General features: G+C 40.1%; 18 protein-coding genes, 1 pseudogene and 1 riboswitch. Of the genes and pseudogenes, 15 read left to right on the top strand and 4 right to left on the bottom strand.

Annotation, left to right across the window (positions count from 1 at the left end):
* The first annotated feature begins 1 nt into the window (after position 1).
* A complete protein-coding gene (locus tag ATZ99_RS08095; protein WP_068748740.1) occupies positions 2–1,318 on the top strand; it encodes an acetyl-CoA hydrolase/transferase family protein in 1,317 nt (438 codons plus the stop codon).
* A gap of 301 nt (positions 1,319–1,619) precedes the next feature.
* Here ATZ99_RS08095 and ATZ99_RS08090 read toward each other — a convergent pair.
* Positions 1,620–2,823, bottom strand: a pseudogene (locus tag ATZ99_RS08090) (IS110 family RNA-guided transposase).
* Between the two features lie 394 nt (positions 2,824–3,217).
* Here ATZ99_RS08090 and ATZ99_RS08085 point away from each other — a divergent pair.
* The 14 genes from ATZ99_RS08085 to ATZ99_RS08020 all read left to right on the top strand — a co-directional run bounded on the left by ATZ99_RS08085 (position 3,218) and on the right by ATZ99_RS08020 (position 15,499).
* A complete protein-coding gene (locus ATZ99_RS08085; protein ID WP_068748739.1) occupies positions 3,218–3,634 on the top strand; it encodes a hypothetical protein in 417 nt (138 codons plus the stop codon).
* A gap of 21 nt (positions 3,635–3,655) precedes the next feature.
* Complete coding sequence (locus ATZ99_RS08080) at positions 3,656–5,149, top strand: sodium/proline symporter (protein ID WP_068748738.1); 1,494 nt, start codon at positions 3,656–3,658, stop codon at positions 5,147–5,149.
* A gap of 22 nt (positions 5,150–5,171) precedes the next feature.
* Entirely contained in the window at positions 5,172–6,347 is a 1,176-nt protein-coding gene (locus ATZ99_RS08075) for a thiolase domain-containing protein (protein ID WP_245641346.1), read from the top strand.
* Positions 6,348–6,600: 253 nt separating this feature from the next.
* Positions 6,601–7,368: a YwmB family TATA-box binding protein gene (locus ATZ99_RS08070; protein WP_068748736.1), complete on the top strand. Its 768-nt coding sequence runs from the start codon at positions 6,601–6,603 to the stop codon at positions 7,366–7,368.
* Positions 7,332–8,639: a UDP-N-acetylglucosamine 1-carboxyvinyltransferase gene (gene murA, locus ATZ99_RS08065; protein WP_068748735.1), complete on the top strand. Its 1,308-nt coding sequence runs from the start codon at positions 7,332–7,334 to the stop codon at positions 8,637–8,639. Before ATZ99_RS08070 ends, murA begins: the two co-directional genes overlap by 37 nt.
* A 72-nt stretch (positions 8,640–8,711) precedes the next feature.
* Positions 8,712–9,725, top strand: a complete 1,014-nt coding sequence (gene spoIID, locus ATZ99_RS08060; RefSeq protein WP_068748734.1) for a stage II sporulation protein D — start codon at positions 8,712–8,714, stop codon at positions 9,723–9,725.
* Between the two features lie 58 nt (positions 9,726–9,783).
* Positions 9,784–10,623, top strand: coding sequence for a M23 family metallopeptidase (locus tag ATZ99_RS08055; RefSeq protein WP_068748733.1), 840 nt, complete (start codon positions 9,784–9,786; stop codon positions 10,621–10,623).
* Positions 10,624–10,725: 102 nt separating this feature from the next.
* Positions 10,726–10,974, top strand: a complete 249-nt coding sequence (gene spoIIID / locus ATZ99_RS08050) for a sporulation transcriptional regulator SpoIIID (protein ID WP_068748732.1) — start codon at positions 10,726–10,728, stop codon at positions 10,972–10,974.
* A gap of 80 nt (positions 10,975–11,054) precedes the next feature.
* Positions 11,055–12,065, top strand: coding sequence for a rod shape-determining protein MreB (mreB, locus tag ATZ99_RS08045; protein ID WP_068748731.1), 1,011 nt, complete (start codon positions 11,055–11,057; stop codon positions 12,063–12,065).
* A gap of 7 nt (positions 12,066–12,072) precedes the next feature.
* Positions 12,073–12,837: a flagellar hook-basal body protein gene (locus ATZ99_RS08040; RefSeq protein WP_068748730.1), complete on the top strand. Its 765-nt coding sequence runs from the start codon at positions 12,073–12,075 to the stop codon at positions 12,835–12,837.
* 114 nt (positions 12,838–12,951) lie between these two features.
* On the top strand, positions 12,952–13,758 hold the full coding sequence (gene flgG, locus ATZ99_RS08035; protein WP_068748729.1) for a flagellar basal-body rod protein FlgG: 807 nt from the start codon (positions 12,952–12,954) through the stop codon (positions 13,756–13,758).
* A 21-nt stretch (positions 13,759–13,779) separates the two neighbouring features.
* Positions 13,780–14,064, top strand: coding sequence for a hypothetical protein (locus ATZ99_RS08030; protein WP_068748728.1), 285 nt, complete (start codon positions 13,780–13,782; stop codon positions 14,062–14,064).
* Between the two features lie 69 nt (positions 14,065–14,133).
* The gene (gene fabZ, locus ATZ99_RS08025) at positions 14,134–14,556 is read left to right on the top strand and encodes a 3-hydroxyacyl-ACP dehydratase FabZ (protein ID WP_068748727.1); all 423 of its coding nucleotides are present in this window, start codon (positions 14,134–14,136) and stop codon (positions 14,554–14,556) included.
* A gap of 58 nt (positions 14,557–14,614) precedes the next feature.
* Complete coding sequence (locus ATZ99_RS08020; protein ID WP_068748726.1) at positions 14,615–15,499, top strand: hypothetical protein; 885 nt, start codon at positions 14,615–14,617, stop codon at positions 15,497–15,499.
* Between the two features lie 8 nt (positions 15,500–15,507).
* Here ATZ99_RS08020 and ATZ99_RS08015 read toward each other — a convergent pair whose 3' ends face one another.
* From ATZ99_RS08015 to ATZ99_RS08005, 3 genes are all read right to left on the bottom strand, one after another.
* Entirely contained in the window at positions 15,508–16,254 is a 747-nt protein-coding gene (locus tag ATZ99_RS08015) for a hypothetical protein (protein WP_068748725.1), read from the bottom strand.
* Positions 16,244–16,735: an ECF transporter S component gene (locus tag ATZ99_RS08010; RefSeq protein WP_068748724.1), complete on the bottom strand. Its 492-nt coding sequence runs from the start codon at positions 16,733–16,735 to the stop codon at positions 16,244–16,246. Before ATZ99_RS08010 ends, ATZ99_RS08015 begins: the two co-directional genes overlap by 11 nt.
* Positions 16,736–16,829: 94 nt before the next feature.
* Positions 16,830–17,006, bottom strand: a riboswitch (cobalamin riboswitch).
* Positions 17,007–17,110: 104 nt separating this feature from the next.
* The gene (locus ATZ99_RS08005; protein ID WP_068748723.1) at positions 17,111–17,581 is read right to left on the bottom strand and encodes a Spy/CpxP family protein refolding chaperone; all 471 of its coding nucleotides are present in this window, start codon (positions 17,579–17,581) and stop codon (positions 17,111–17,113) included.
* Between the last annotated feature and the right edge of the window lie 207 nt (positions 17,582–17,788).

The following is a 17,788-nucleotide window of genomic DNA, read 5'->3' as shown; positions in this document are numbered from 1 at the left end:
AATGAAATGGCAAGATGTTTATAATTCAAAGGTACGAACTGTTGAAGAAGTTTTAAAAGAAATTAAAAGCGGAAGTGTCATTACTACGGCTGTTGTCCCAATGACACCAAAGGTTTTCCTTGAAAATTTGCACAGGGTTGATAAGGATGTTAAAAATGTAGAAGTTTACACCATTTTAAATACTACGTACTTTGAATTTCAGGATAAGGAAGAATATGAAGGCAGGTTTATTAATAACAGTTGGTTTTACGGCCCTATTGATAGAGCGGTAGCTGAAAAAGGCTTAAAAACGATAACATATGTTCCCAATAATGCCCATCATGCAATAGTAGATTTAGTCCAGTCAGGTAAGAAGATAAATTATTTTGTAGGGACGGCTTCTCCTATGGATGAACACGGCTACCTTTCGCTTTCGTGCTCCGCCTTCATTGAAAAAGATTTAATAGATGCTGCAGAAAAAGTTATACTCGAAGTGAATCCTAACGCGCCAAGAACTTTTGGTGAAACGGAAATCCATATAAGTAAAGTTGATTATATAATTGAAGTTAACTATCCTCTACCAGAAGAAGTCTTAGTCATGCCCACCGAGGCCGAAGAGAGAATTGGGCATTATATTGCGGAATTGATTGAGAATGGATCGACGATACAAATGGGTATTGGTGGAGTTCCCTACGCTGTATCAAAATTTATAGAGAACAAGAAAGATCTTGGAGTTCACACCGAAATGTTTACCGAAGGGATGCTGGAATTATATGAAAAAGGCATAATTACAAACGAAAAAAAGACTTTGTGGCCAGGTAAATTCATATGTGCGTTTGTTTTTGGCACGAAAAGGTTATACGATTTTGTTAACAATAACCCGTCTGTAATGGTAATGCGTGGAAGTTATACCAACAACCCCGATGTAATAGCGCAAAATAATAAAATGGTGAGTATAAATTCGGCTCTGATGGTTGATTTGACGGGGCAGGTTGTTTCAGAAGCAATTGGTACCAGACACTACAGCGGGACGGGAGGCCAATTGGATACTCACCGCGGCGCTGTCAAGTGTGCCCGCCAGGGCCGGGGAGGAAAAGGTATTCTGGCGATTCGTTCAACTGCAAAAAATGATACGGTGTCAAAGATAGTCCCTGTTTTACCTCTGGGGTCTCCAGTAACGGTGCCAAGACAAGAGGTAGATTATGTGGTTACCGAATATGGTGTAGCACACTTGAGGGGTAGAACTGTAAGAGAGAGGGTTAAGGCGATGATAGGAATTGCCCATCCGGACCACCGCGATTATTTGAAAAAAGAGGCGGAAAGATTGGGATTAATCTAAAATTTATATACAAAAAATATTTGAAATTGGCAAATCTAAGTGGCATTTACTGTCTTTAAAAAGTTAAACGGTTGATTGTAAAATTAAATACAACACCAAAAAATAGTTAAACCATAGCGTGAAAGCCGATATAGAGTTTCACGCTATGGCTCTTACTCAAGAGTATACACATTATATCGCGCATTTAAACATCTAACACCTTATGAAAGAAAGAAAAAATTCTCATATTTTAAAAAAGACGTGCTATGAAAAGTCAATAGGCTATAGCAAAAATTTCTTGACAATCCCATAGGAATTCTGTTCATGCATTTTTGATAGGAGGAGACCATTGATAATCTGGGTCATATGGCCGGTTATCTTTCCAGAGAGAGTAGATCAGGTGAACAAGTTTTCTTGCAACGGCTCCTGTAGCAACATTCGAATGCTTTCCCTGGCTGCGTTTTAGCTCATAATAAGCCCTCAACTCCGGGTTAAAGCGACGGGCTGAAACAGCAGCTAACCACAAGCTGTTTCTTAATACAGGAGAACCACGTTTAGACATACGGTTGCGAGTCCCCTCAAACAATCCAGAAGCCCTTACGGTAGCATCTAAACCAGCATAGGCCACGAGAGCCCGGGGGTTAGGAAAACGAGAAATATCACCTATCTCACCGATAATTGCAGCAGCCAGAACTTTCAATTACGTGGCGATAAGGTGTCTCTTTACTTGGACGAAGCTCCTCCATAACCTCGTTGATAGCGTCCTCGATAACTTTTATCTGTTCTTCAATAAATTCAATTTGCTCAATCAGCAAACGAAGCTGAAGGGTAAAAGCGTCCAGAGCAATGGTAATGCCGAAGGTTCCTTTAGCTAGAGATTGAATCTTTTTAGCTCTTTCTTCACCGAACCGGCCGCGGGAATGTTCTTTAAGAAAAGCAGATAACTCTGAAAGGTCCACTTCGGCTAACTCTTCCGGTGCCGGATAAGATTTAAGCAGTTCCCTTGAAGTCCGGATAAATACGTCGGAGAAGCAGCCTGGGTATTCTGGAAAGATCCTATCCAAGATACCAAGCACTCTATTCTTGAGGCTACCGACCTGGCATACAAACTCGAATCGGAGTCGGGAGAGCGATTGTAATTTAAGGGTTGTTTCAGAAGAAAGCCTGGTTTCAGGGGCTCTACCTAATCGCAGGAGGTCAGCAAGAAGCATAGCATCTTTTTGGTCGGTTTTGGTTTTACGTACGTAGAGATTTCTCAAAGCATCTGACTGAATGGGGTTAATGACATGAAGTTCAAATCCCAGGTCAGTGAGGTAGCAGTAGATAGGAAGCCAATAATGGCCGGTGGCTTCCAGGCAGAATTTTACGTCATCAGGCTTTAAACCGAGTCTTTCCAATGCCTGCAAAAGTTTATTCATTCCTTTATGATTATTATCCATATTCATCCTTAAGACTATATCTCCGGATTCATTTACGAGGCATATTTCGTGACTATGTTTAGCCACATCAATGCCGCCATAGATCATATATACATCCTCGCTTTCGCTAAATTTTAGGCAGGGTCCCACAGTCCTCTATAAGTCTCAACCTTGCGCGTAACTCGAGGCATGCAGCAAGCTGCATCCACAACGTGCTCATTCGAGGCATCTCATAGAGGAGGGGCTTCACTCTTTTTATCGGGACAGCGAAAGAGCTTCCCAAGGAGGTAGTTCGAAGTCCCCTGCCACTACAAGAAGTATTTAGCTAAGTTTTATCAGAATTCCTGTGTGGTTGTCAAAAAGTTTTATTTAATTAAAACTAAGCTAACTATATTGTACAAGGAGGTGAAAGATGAATAAAATAAAATAGGTTTATCTAAAAAATATAAAAAATTTAATATTTTAAAAATTATAAAAACGAAAATAAAGGAGGGTCATTGTAATGAAAATATCAGATCAAATGATAGCCGTATTATCAATTGCTTCATTGCTTATTATTATAGCTTTATTTACGAATAATGCCTATTTATTCTTATTTTCATTTCCCTTTTTCGTGTTTAGCTGGGTTTTTTTAGGTGTTATCAGAAATCAAAATTATGTTGGAGCAGGATATAAATCAGCTATCATAATTACGCTTTTAATATGGCTAATGGGGTTTTATTCCATGAATAACATCAACACAAAAGTTGTACCCGAAACTTTTATATTGGGATTTCCTCTTGCAACGGCAATAATGGTCTATTTTGTATGGGCATTGCCTGTCCTTACCTTTACAATTCCTTATGGGCTTTTTTTTGAAAGGGATTGTATAAGCGAAAGTGAGTTAAAAGAACTCTTAAGTAAAATAAAAGAAATGTAATATGGGAAAGGAGGGCTTAAAATGAATTTAACAATAGCAGCAATGTGTGTTTTATATATGGTTATAGTAATAACAATAGGCTTTTGGACTATGAACAAAGTTAAGACACCGGAAGATTTTTTTATTGCGGGTAGATCCTTGGGGCTTTTTGTAATGGGAATAACCATGTTTGCAACAGCTTTGAGCGGCTTTTTGTTTGTAGGTGGTCCGGGACTTACGTATAAATTAGGTATGGGAGCTCTCTGGTTTACATTTCCTAGTTCGACATCTTTTGCAATGGCATGGTATATAGTCGGAAAGAAAATGCGATTACTTACAGAAGCTACCGGATCTTTAACTATTGCTGATGCGGTTTATCACAGGTACGAGAGTAAGTTAGTTAGCGGCTTGATTGCTCTTGCAACTTTTATTGGTACTGTTGCATTCCTTGCATCGCAGGTACTTGCTATGGGTGTTATTATTGCCAACATATTTAATGTTTCAAAAATTACGGGAATTCTGATCGGCCTTGCTGTAATTACGATATATTCTACAATGGGTGGAATTCTCGCAGCCACATATACCAGTGTATTTCAGGGTTCGGTAATGGCGATAGGCTCGTTATTAGTTTTCTTGATTGCTATTTTTGTCGGAGGAGGTTTAACTAACATAACGAGGACTATTGCTACTACTCCTATGCCCGATATGGGGAACAAGATATTACCCCAATTTGTAGGTCCATGGGGTCTGGTAAATCCTGTTTTAGCTATGAGCTGGTTCTTTATATTAGGAATAGGAATTGTAGGCCAACCGCATATAGTATCCCGGTTTTATATGATTAAAGATGTAAAAAAACTCAAATGGGGTCCTATAGTTTCTGTCATACCTGCCATATTTGGAGGAATATTTATGTTTGCGGTAGGTCTTACCGTTAGGTATCTTGTAAACACAGGGAAAATGGCCCCATTAGCTAATGCTGATGATGCTGTTATGGCATTTTTAATGAATTTTTCTCATCCGATTTTTGCTGGAATAATAAGTGCAGGCGTTATGTCAGCTATAATGTCTACTTGTGATGCTTTTATAAATATTTCTTCTGCAGCATTGACTCGAGATATTCCCTTTGCTTTAGGCATGAAGTTGGATGAAAAGCAGCAGTTAAAAGCCGGACGTTTCGGTGTTATCCTGACCGCAGTGCTTAGCCTATTGGCTGTTATTGGTTTAGGCGATAAAGGAGTGGCACTATTGGGCGCTTTTGGATGGGGTACTTATGCTGCTTCTATTGCACCTACCTTGGCTTTGGGTCTGAATTGGAGACGCGGGACAAAGGAAGGAGCTATAGCAGCTATAATAGTTGGGCTTGTTCTTAGTCTGGGTTTGGAGATTTTAGGGAAACTTAAAATATACACGTTGCCTCACGGCATATATATTTCGGCTCTTTGCTTGCCCATAACCGTATTGGTTTATGTAATCGTTTCTTACTTAACGCCAGCGCCTAAATTAAATGAAAAAATTGAGCAAATAATAAATGCATAAGAGGTGATTAAAATTGGGAGTAATGATAATAGGAACGGGCCATACCAAATTTGGCAGACTTAACGAAAGCTTGTATGATCTTATTATAGCTGCTGGTAGAGAAGCCCTTGAAGATGCAAAAATAGAAGCAAAACAAATAGGTGGAATTTTTGTAGGCAACTATAGCGGGGGAGGTTTTAATAACCAGGAGCATTTAGCACCATGGGCGATAGAAATAAATCCGGAATTGCGATTTAAACCATGTACAAGGATAGAGAATGCATGCGCCTCGGGGTCTGCTGCAATAAAAGCGGCTAAAAACGCTATAGAAGCTGGCGAGATGGATTTTGCGCTTGTAATTGGGGTAGAAAAAATGACGACCCTTGACACAAAAGGGGTAACTAAGGTACTGGCAATGGCATCTTATTGGCCAGAAGAAGGAGCAAAAGGTATGACGTTCCCCGGTCTTTTTGCTCAATTTGCACTAGGGTATAAAGAAAAGTATAAAATAACAGATGAAAAATTTAGGGAAAGTCTGGCTAAGGTATCAGCCAAAAACCATACCAATGGTAAATATAATCCGCTGGCTCAAATGGGAAAGGAATTAAGCTGTTATGATATTTTAAATTTACCGGATGAAAAAAACCCAATTATAGCCGAACCATTAAGGCTTTACGATTGTTCTCTTGTTTCCGATGGAGCTGCGGCTGTAGTGCTATCAAAAGAAGAATTCGCTAAGGATCTAAAAGATGAATTGGTGGAAATTTCAGCTTTGATTCACACTACTGATTATCTCCCCCTGTCGAAAAGGTATAATTGGGAATTCACAGCTGGAAAAAAAGCAGTAATGCAGGCGTACGAAAAGGCTCGGATTACAGTTGAAGATGTTGATTTTGCAGAAGTTCACGACTGTTTTACGATAGCAGAAATTTTAGCATATGAGGCTCTTGGCTTTGCAAAGGATGGAGAAGGATATAAGCTTTTGGATGAAGGTTTAGTTTATCCCGATGGTAAATGGCCGGTAAACGTTTCGGGTGGGCTTAAAGCAAAAGGCCACCCGGTTGGAGCTACAGGTGTATCGATGGCCGTGCTGGCGACCAGGCAGCTTTTAGGTAAGGCAATTGGTATACAATTGAAAGATTGTGAAATAGGTGTAACTTTTAACATAGGTGGCAGTGCGGCTTCAAACTATGTTCTGGTTTTAAAACGAGTATGTTAGTATTTTTATACCGCTGCTGTAGTTAAACTACGGCAGCGGTTTTTTCGTTATATTTTGTCATAAAGTGTATATAAGATTTTAAATAAATGACAAAAAAACCTATGGTTTTTCAAAGGAAAATATAATTCAAAGTCAAATTATTATGAAAATAAGTTTTATATCAAAAATTTAGTGTAGATATAAATTTTTGTATAAATTTTGCATAGGATTATATAAACCAGCGAATAATTTTAATGTAGGAGGAGAATACAAGATGAAAACCTTAAAACTGATTACTGCACTGCTGATGATTACCGGAATTACTTTTTTATCGGCCGTTTATTATATTTACGCCGACTCCTATTCGAAGAAAAGCGGCTATGAAGCAGTTTACGATTTTTTTAAATCAAAAGGGGCAGAGAACATTACCTATGACCTCACCGATTGGTCCATAATTTCGAAAGACTATAAGGACATCCACATGCTCAAATCCCTTTTTCAAGAAATAGAAAAGGACCTTTTTACAAAATTGACCGATTTAAAGGGAGAAGAACAGGGTAATACAAGTTATTTAATAGCAGAAGGGTATAAAAATGATAGTACATATGTAAAGGTGGTCCTTCAAAGCTTTCAAATTCCTCCAGGCTTTGAAGAAAAGGGTCAGACTTTTATTGCTGTAAATGTCATGGGTAATAATTTCAATGACTTTGAGTCGAATAAAAACATCCTTAAAAAAATAATCGAGAAATATGGCGGAAAATCAAGAATTACCACTTGTTTTTATGGACAAATTTATAGTAAATTAGATAATAAGGGACAAAATAGTATTATCGAGGAGCTCAAGAAAAAACTTAAGCTGGATTACTGCGATATCTCCAATGAGGATCAAGTTTTCACCCTTCGCGGGTACAGCGGGTTATTTGAAGAAAACATCCTCATTATGGATAAAATTTACAATGTGGAAGTGGAAATAACCGAAGAAGAAGAAAAAAATGCCGCCATTATATGGGTAGGTATACCGGTTTTGACAGCAGAATTTTAATTTTTTCGGGGGGAAATAAATTGTCCAAGTTTATTATAGAAGGTGGTAGAAAATTATCCGGAAAGATAAAGGTCAGCAGTGCAAAAAATGCCGTTCTTCCGGTGCTTGCAGCTACTTTGCTTACAAGTGGTGAGTGTGTTATCGAGGATGTTCCTGAACTTGAGGATGTAAACGTTATGAGGGAGGTCATCGCTTCCTTAGGAGCTAAATGTGGTCAAAGGGAAAGAAAATTCATTATTAATTCTGCTCATATAAATTCCTTTGAAGCCCCCTATGAACTGGTGCGAAAGATGAGGGCTTCTTTTCTGGTGATGGGACCATTGCTTGCAAGGTTTGGGAAGGCAAAAATCTCCATGCCCGGTGGCTGTGCCATAGGGAGCCGGCCTATAGACCTGCATTTAAAGGGCTTCAGTGCACTGGGAGCTAAAATAAACTTAGGGCACGGGTATGTAGAGGCGTCAGCCGAAAAATTGATGGGTGCCACCATTTATTTGGATTTTCCCAGCGTAGGGGCTACCGAAAACATAATGATGGCAGCGGTGCTCGCTCAGGGACAGACGATAATAGAGAATGCTGCCAAAGAGCCCGAGATAATAGATCTGGCGAATTTTTTAAATTCCATGGGAGCAAAGATAAGGGGAGCTGGTACGGATATAATAAAAATAGAAGGAGTTAAAGAACTTTCGGGAATATCCTATACGGTAATTCCCGACAGGATAGAAGCGGGAACGTATCTTGTAGCAGGTGCAATTACCGGCAGCGAGATTCTGGTAGAAAATGTCCTTTCAGAACATTTAAAGCCCGTAATAGCAAAGTTAATTGAGTGCGGATGCCAAATATTTGAAGAAGAGGATAAAATCTTAATTATCGGTAATTCAAATCCCAATCCGGTGGACATAAAAACAATGCCCTATCCGGGCTTTCCGACGGATATGCAGGCTCAAATGATGGCTTATTTGTCTTTATGTAAAGGGACCAGTATGGTCATAGAGACGGTATTTGAAAATAGATTCATGCACGTGGAAGAGTTAAAGAGGATGGGTGCCAGGATAAAGATAGAAGGAAGAAGTGCTGTTATAGAAGGTGTGGAAAAGTTGACTGGGGCGCCGGTCAAAGCAACGGATTTAAGGGCCGGTGCGGCGTTGATACTGGCGGGGCTTGCAGCGCAGGGAGTTACGGAAGTTTTGAATTCCTACCATGTGGACAGGGGTTATGAAAATATCGTGGAAAAGCTATCATCCCTTGGAGCGAAGATTGAAAGGGCCGAGTAAAGGCTCTTTTTAATTTTTTCTCATAAAGGCCTCCTTTTTAAAATAAAAATAGTATTGACAGGAGGCTTTATTATGAAAAAAAAGGATTTTACATTTTTGGTACTTATTTTTTTTATGTGCGTAATTATCGTAGGCATACCGGCTTTTGCGGTGAGAAGTTGCGGGGTATCCGGTGAAAAGGTTAGCGGGCCGGAGAAAAAGAATCAGGTCAAAAAGGAAGGGGAAATGACTGTAAGGGTTTTTATAAATTCAAAAAACAGGATTGAAGAAATGCTGCTTGATGACTATGTTAAAGGGGTGGTTGCCGCAGAAATGCCGGCAAATTTCAATATAGAAGCTCTGAAAGCCCAGTCGGTGGCGGCGAGGACCTATGCAGTTAAGAGGATGATAAAATTCGGAGGGAGCGGATGTTGTTTGCACCCGGGAGCCGATATATGTGATGACCCTACTCACTGTCAGGGGTACATAACAAGGGCAGAGATGATAAAAAAATGGGGGATATTTGCCTTTTACCATTTTTATTCTAAGCTTAGTCAGGCTGTAAATAGCACCAAAGGACTGGTAATTCTTTATAACGGGAAGCCCATAGACCCGCTTTTTCATTCCACCAGCGGTGGGAGAACGGAAAATTCCGAAGACGTATGGGGGAATTATATCCCCTACTTGCGCAGTGTAGCAAGCCCGGGGGAAGAAGAGTCTCCAAAGTTTATTTCCGTTAAATCCGTACCCCTTTCGGAATTCATAGTTAAACTTAGAGAAAAATGGCCGGATGTGGTGATCGACCCAAAGAATCCGGAAAAGCAGATGGAGATTTTGGAAAGGAGTTCCGGGGGCAGGATAAAAAAAATAAAAATCGGAAATATCGTGGCAAAGGGTAGTGACCTCCGGGAGCTTTTCGAGCTAAATTCCGCCAATTTTACGTGGAAAAGGGAGAGGGATGAGATAAAATTTACTGTTTTAGGTTACGGTCACGGTGTGGGTATGAGCCAGTACGGCGCCAATTACATGGCGAAAAAGGGTGCCAATTTCATAGATATTCTGAAACATTACTATACCGGTGTGGTTGTACAAAAGTTTTACGAATAAATGCAAAAAATGTATAAAAATACAAAAAATGGCCATACTCTTAATGAGGTGATGGAGTTTGGCGATTTTTAACAGGATAAGAATCGGTAATCTAAAAAATGTGAAAAGGTTTTTCCGATGGCCCTCATTAAGAGTCGGTATACTGCTGATTTTACTTATTATCCTATTCACTGCAAATGGAATTTTATGGTATCTATATTATTTCAGCAATAAGGAGGCAAAGGAAAGCAAATTAGAAGAACCTCAAAAACAGTGGGAAATTAGTCTTAATGAAAATCCGGTGGACGAATCTAAGCTTAGAGAGGAATACAGCTTAAACACCGAGGAAAAAAAGGAAGATATGCAGAGGCAAAGCCTAACTGCACCGGATAAAAATACTGCAAGCAATCAAACAGCTTCAGGCGAAAAGAAAAAGGATGTAGAGCTCTCATCTAAAAAAGATACCGAAGGAGAAACGGCTGAATTAAAAGTTACGGCGGATTTAAACGTAATGTCTCTTCCGGTGACCGGAAAAATCGTAACGGAATTCAGCAAGGATACGCTGGTATATTCAAAAACACTCAATCAATGGTGTGCCCATAAAGGTGTAGATATTCAAGCGGATTTGGGTACCCCCGTCAAGGCAGCTTTAGCCGGAACCGTAGTTGAAGTGAAAACAAATGATCCGGCCCTTGGAGTGGTGGTGGTCATAGACCACGGAAATGGCGTGAAAACCCTTTACGGAAATCTTATGTCTGATAAACTTGTAAAGAAGGGGATGAAGGTTAAAAAGGGCGACATCATAGGTGGAGTGGGCAATACAGCTCCCTACGAATCGGAAGATCCGCCTCACCTCCATTTTGAAGTAATAAAAAATAATGAAAGCATTGATCCCCAGCAGTTCTTTAAAAATATTTAGATAAAAAGCACGGCTATAAGCCGTGCTTTTTTCTTCTACATAAAAAAAGCCTCTCATATATATATTATATAAGTATTTTATGGGGTGAAGGGGGAACTTTTCATGAAAGATTATATGAGGGAAAGGGTTCTTGCCATAGCATCTTATATAATCGAGACAAAGGCTACCGTAAGACAGGCTGCCAAGGTTTTTGGAGTTAGTAAAAGCACGGTACACAAGGATATAACCGAGAGGCTTTCGGAAATCAATCCGATAAAAGCTTTAAAGGTAAAGGAGATTCTTGAATTCAACAAGGCGGAAAGGCATATAAGAGGGGGCAAGGCTACTAAAAAGAAGTATTTAAACCTGTAATTTAAGGAGGATTTTTACTAAAAATGTAGAAATTTATATAGATATATAAAAATTATTAACAGGAGGTTACATAATTTAATATGGACATAGGCATTGATTTGGGAACCGCAACTGTACTTGTTTATGTAAGGGGCAAAGGAATAGTGCTCCAGGAACCTTCTGTAGTGGCATTGGACAAGGATTCCGGCAAACTCCTCGCCGTTGGTGAGCAGGCGAGAAAGATGATAGGCAGGACGCCGGGAAATATAGTTGCTCTTAGACCTTTAAGAGAAGGCGTAATTGCCGATTATACCACAACGGAAATGATGCTGAAGCATTTTTTGGGGAAGGTTATCCAGAAAAAATTGATAAGGCCAAGGGTAATGGTGTGCGTCCCGGCGGTTATCACTGAAGTGGAAAAAAGGGCTGTCATTGAGGCTGCTACTGCAGCGGGTGCCCGACAGACCTTTTTGATAGAAGAGCCCGTAGCTGCTGCCATAGGAGCGGGAGTGGACATATCAAAACCCGTTGGCAATATGGTGGTGGATATTGGCGGGGGTACAACGGATATTGCCGTATTATCCCTCGGCGGCATAGTATGCGGATCCTCCATAAGGATTGCAGGCGATAAATTTGATGAAGCCATAATCAAGTACGTCAGAAAGGAATTTAATCTGGCTATCGGAGAGAGAACGGCGGAAGAAGTTAAAATGACCATAGCTACGGTATACCCCCAGGAGGGGGAAGAACAGGAACTGGAGATAAGAGGAAGAAGCCTCATTAGCGGCCTTCCTCAAACGGTAAAGATAACCTCATCGCAGACCTGCGAGGCCTTAGCCGAACCTGTAGAGAGGATTATAGAAGCTATTTTTAGCGTTTTAGAGAAGACTCCTCCCGAGTTAGCTGCTGACCTGACGGAAAAAGGTATCGTGATGACGGGTGGAGGTTCGCTGCTGAAAGGGCTGGATAAACTTATAGCCAAAAAGACGAACATTCCGGTATATGTGGCTGAAGATCCCGTTTCCTGTGTGGCACTGGGGGCGGGCAAGGCACTGGAGTATCTGGATGCCAATAAGGGTGTAAAGATATCAATGTTTTCTATGAGGAGGTGATTATTAATTGATCAGGGGGCTTTATATTTCTTCCTTCGGCATGAAGAAGGGGATGCAAAAGGTTGACGTGATCTCTAATAACATTGCCAACATTGATACAAGGGGGTTTAAAAAGGACAAGCCCGTTTTTTCCTCTTTTCCGGAGATGGAACTTTACAGGTTTGAAAGCTCTAAAAAAGATTATACCATGCCTCCTTCCTACATAGGCACCTTACCCCTGGGAGTAAGCCTTATAGATATTTATTTAGATCCATCCAGGGGTATGCTGGAAGAGAAGAAGGACCCTTTCAATTTATCACTGGTGGATGAGGAACAGGGTTTTATAAATTTTTTTACCGTTAATACACCGGAAGGGTTAAGGTACACCCGGAATGGGACCTTTACCCTGAACAGCGAGGGTTATCTTGTAACAACGGAAGGATATAATGTAATCGGAGAAAACGGGCCTGTTAGATTGGACAAGGGAGATTTTATAGTAACCGAAGAAGGTGAAATTTTCCAGGGGGGCGAAAGAAAGGATGTTTTAAGGGTGGTATCCTTTCGCCCGGAGGAAGTGGAAAAAGCGGGGGAGGGACTTTATACTTCCACTTCCCAGTCCCGACCGGGAAATGCTAAGGTTTTACAGGGTTTTATAGAAAAATCCAATGTAAATCCTGTTTATGAAATGGTAGAATTGATAAGTGCCTTCAGGGCTTACGAAGCAAGCCAGAGGGCGGTAAAAGCCATGGACGATACCCTGGGGCTTGCCGTTAACGAAATAGCAAAGGTTTAATTGAAAAAATCCGCAGGGGCTGGACTGCACTGCAGAGGCCCCTCCCGCTGCTGAATGACCGAGGCGGCGTATTTTCTTTTCAGTAAATTAGTAAATTAAAGGAGGGGAAAGAATATGATGAGAGCGCTCTGGAGCGCGGGCTCGGGTATGCTTGCCCAGCAACTCAATGTAGATACGATTGCCAACAACCTGGCCAATGTGAATACCACCGGTTTTAAAAAAAGCAGGATAGAGTTCAAGGATTTGATTTACGAGACATTAAAAAGGCCCGATGTATATGAGGGAGGGATGGGGACTCCGGCAGGTCTCGAGGTGGGACACGGTGTTAGACCTTCCGCGTCTACCAAGCTTTTCACCGAAGGAAACTTACAGCAGACGGGCAATCCCTTTGACCTGGCTATTGAGGGGGACGGTTTCTTCGTGGTTGAAAAACCGGACGGTTCCAGACTTTTTACCCGGGATGGATCCTTCAAAATATCCGTGGATGGGCAGGACAGGGTTCTGGTAACTTCGGAAGGGTACAGGGTACTAAGTTCTGATGAGGATTATATAACAATACCCGAAGAGCTTTCCGAAATAAGCATTTCCGCCGATGGAATAATTACAGGCAAAGATGTGGACGGAAATATTCAGGAAATCAGCCGAATTGCTTTAGCAAAATTTTTAAACCCGGCCGGGCTAATTTCCGCAGGGAATAACTATTTTGAACAGACTTCTGCTTCGGGGGAGTACGTACTAAAACAGGATGCCACCGATCAGGGTTACGGAAATATACTTCAGGGCTTTCTGGAAATGTCCAATGTGCAGGTGGTTGAAGAGATGGTGAATTTAATTATCGCCCAGAGGGCATATGAAATAAGCACCAAAGCGATTCAGGCTTCCGATGAGATGCTGGGTGAAGCCAATAATTTGAGGAGATAATCCATCCGGAGGGAAAGCACGTTGAATATAGAAAATAATGTGAATAAAGCAGTGAATCTGGATAAATATAATAGTGATGAAAAGAAAAAAATTGAATTGAAAAATGCCTGCAGAAGCTTTGAATCCTATTTTTTAAAGCAGTTTTTAAAAGAAGCATTAAAAGATTTTCCTTCGGGACAAAACGGAGATTTTTCTTTTGAGGTAGCAAGGGACTTTTTCATCGATGCTTTTGCAGAGAAAATTTCGGAGAGCAAGGGTTTTGGTATAGCGGAAAAACTTTACAATGACCTTTCCAGGTATATATAGTGGGCTACGAAATATTTAAACGGAAAAAAAAATATAATTAAAAAACAAAACAAAGCAGGGAGAGTTTATATGATGGATATTATACAAATACTGCAAACCCTTCCTCATAAATATCCTTTTTTGCTGGTGGATAAAATACTGGAAATAGAACCGGAAAAATACGCCAAGGGATTAAAGAACGTTACCTTTAATGAACCCTTCTTTCAGGGGCATTTTCCCGGAAATCCCATAATGCCCGGAGTATTGATCGTAGAGGCTTTGGCTCAGGTAGGTGCTTTTACCTTGCTGTGTTCGGAAAAATACAGGGGCAAATTGATACTTTTTGCCGGGATTGACAAAATGAGGTTTAAAAGAAGGGTTTTGCCGGGAGATACTTTAATACTGGAAGTAAGCATAATTAAAATCAAAGGAAATATCGGCAAGGGGAAAGCGGTAGCCTATGTGGCGGATGAAATAGCTGCTGAAGGCGAGCTTACCTTTGCAGTAACATAAATAAAATTATAACTTTTGAGGGAAAATACTCTTAAGGTTAAAATGAGAGGTGTCCCGTATGCAAAAAAATACCTCGAAAACCTTAAGGGTATTTTTTTACCTTTTAATTTTATTAATGGCACTTTTGATGATAACGAGCGGCTGTTCTAAGGGGAAGAGCGAGTCGAGTACAAACCCTGAATCTGAAAAAAGTAAAAAAACGGAAAACCTGTTGAGAAAGATGGAGGAAGATATAAATTCCCTTATTGAAGAATTGGAAAAGGAATATTTTAAAGAGGTAATTCCCGAAGAAAAAAATAAGGTGGAAAAGACAGGGCAGGCCAAGCAGGAGCAAAGTAAAGAACAACAAAAAGGAGGAGAAAAATCGGACCAGGGAAAGTCGAAAGAAGGTTCTTCCGGCGGGCAGGAACAGAAACAGGAACCTGAATGGATAAAAAGTGAAAGTAAGGTAGAAGGAATTCACGGTTTATGGGACAATTTCCGGGGTGAAGCAGCCCTTCAGGGCTATGGAGAAGATGAACTAAATGCATTCAATGAAAAATTAAATCAGTTAACGATGATGTTTACCAGGAAAGATTTATACGGAGCCATTTCTACCTCTAATGATTTATTCGGAACTTTACTGGGATATTACAAAGATCCGAAAGAAAAGGCGGCGGGACCGGCCAAAAAAACGTTGTTTTATATAAGGTCTGCCACCTATAAAGGTCTTAAGGGCAATTATGAGGAATCTCAAAAGGACCTGCTGGAAGCGGTAAAATCCTGGGAGTATGCAAAGGCCATTGTGGAGGACCCGGTATTGAACAAGAAAACCGAATTTGCCGTAAAAGACCTCATTGAAGCCCTCAAGGCAAAAGATCCGAACCTGGTAAAAATAAAGTTTACCATAGCTCAAAATAATTTAAAAAAGGCTATTGAAATGGTGGAGAAGGGTAAAAGTTAAGTTAAGGATTACTCTATTTCACCTATGAGGTAAAGGGGCACTTCCAACTCGGATTTTAGCGTGTCCTTAGAAAAAATTATAGCACAGGTGGAAGGCCCGGCAGACTTTTTTATATCAATTGGCAATGGATTAAAAAACTTATATTTAAGGGAATTACAAATAGAGAAATTTTCTAACTCTCCCAGAACCCCCTTTGAACCAACCGGGATTATTTCTTTTACATTTTTTGATTCTTTAAGTTTTAACAGTGCTTTTAAATCAAAAATTGCCGGGTCATTTAAATTGACCTCTTTGCCCACCTTTGGTATACCGGCAATGTATATTTTATCGCCCTTTTGAACCTTTCCCAGAAGAAGGTTATCATCTTTGCAAAGACCTATGCATGTAACACCCAAACCGGTTTGTACGGTTTTAATATTTTTTTCCGTGCTGATGGTAAAGGAAATACCCTGTAATCCAATTTCCCTTAGTTCGTCCATAATACCATTGAGAATAAGGTCCCCTGTGGGATGGGGCTCCGCGCAAATGGTGATGCTTAATGAGATGGGGCGAGCATTAATTGAGATAATCTCCATTAAAGAAACCCTGGAAGTAAATCTTCCAAGTATGTAAGGGGATACCTTTACAGCATCCATCTCTTTTTCCCCAATTCCCCCCGCGGAATCGCAGGCTATGACAAGAAGTGTGCGGTCCTGCAGTTTTATTAAAGTAACGTCTCTATAGGTGTTTATCAGGCTAAAAAGATCAGAAGACACTTTTATCACCCGACAGCTTTTTTAATCCTCTGAACACTAAATCGGCAAGAATGATATTTATAAATGATGCAAAAAGCAGTGGGAATACCATGGCTAAAAAGAAAGGAATCCCGAATCCTTTAAGGGGGATAAAACTGGCAGGCGCGATAATTCCGTTTAACAATATGCCCGCTGCATCTCCGATTAAACTGTTTTTCTTATATACCTTTCCAAATATACAGGCAAAAATACCCATTTCTACTCCTATCAAAAGGTGTAACGGAAAGGTAAGGGGGAAACCAGAAAGAAGGCTTGTAAATATATGCCCCAAAAACGCACAGAAGGCTCCGCTAACGGGGCCGATAACCAGAGCTGCTAAAAACCCGGGCATGGAATCTAAGGCTACGGTGCCCGTTGGGCTTAACATTTTTATATTTGCCCCCAAGTAGCTTAATGAAATAAATAAGGCCATGTAAATTACTTTTTTGACATTACCTGACATAGAAAGCACCTCCGTTATAAGTTTTAATAAAATTTTATCTCAAAAATAAAAAGTCCACAGTCTAATTTATTAGACCGTGGACTTTGCCATCATCCACCGGTATTGCTTTAAGGCAGGTCTCCTGGCTCGGGTTCATTTTTCCTTACGCCTTCCCGGTTTTTCCAGTGGCTCTTGTAAGGAACATCCCCCTTACAGTGGCGGGTCCGCGCCGGAATCTCACCGGACTTCCCTATTCTCCCCACAAAGGGGCACCTTAAAGCTATGCTATTTTAATTTTTAAAAAATATTTTTTCATAAAAATTATATTAAAATAAAACTCAAAAGTCAATTAAAAGAGAAAATAAAAAAAGCCCCGAAGGGCATATAAATTAAAGGTTAATACAAGGGACAAAAACCGCGGCCGAAACCTTTAACTCCAAAACCTCTTCCTGCCTTTCCTCTAATTCCCCCGGGTAGGCCTTGCTGGTTTTGAAGCTTTGAAAGCTGTTCTGTAGTTAAAACTCCTTTTATTTTTTCAAATTCTTCCTGTTTTAAAGAAAGCATTTTATCCTTGAGCTCTTTAATTTTTGATATTTTATCGTCAATTAATTTCTGATCCGGGTTATTTTGCAGGTAAAGATTTCTGAGCTCAAAATTCAATTTAGCTAAATCGTTTCTAAGGGTAAGCATTTTGTCAAAGTATTGAGTTCTAATATCCGTTATTTTTTTAATCTGTTCATCGGTGAGATTCAGGTCCTTAAAAGCCTGGCCTTTTCCCAAACCATATCCGGGGAATGCATATGCTAAGGAAGCAGCGCTCAGGATGAAAACCAACAGAATCCCCATTACAAGCAGTTTTTTCTTCAAGTGAATCCCTCCTTTTTTGTTTGTCATTATTAGTATAGACCTAATTTATGATGATTTTGTGATGAAAATAAAAACAAATTATAAAAATTTTTTTAAAAAAAGTAATCAAATGTTTTCCTATTCCGACTACTGCAAAAATATTTTGCGCAATATAAAAAATTTTGCAGGAGATTTAATATTTTTTTAAAAAATTAAATCATAAAATAC

It is taken from the genome of Thermovenabulum gondwanense, from assembly GCF_001601575.1.
Lineage (GTDB): Bacteria > Bacillota > Thermosediminibacteria > Thermosediminibacterales > Thermosediminibacteraceae > Thermovenabulum > Thermovenabulum gondwanense.
Note: the sequence above shows the minus strand (reverse complement) of the source record. Positions and strands in the feature narration are given on the sequence as shown.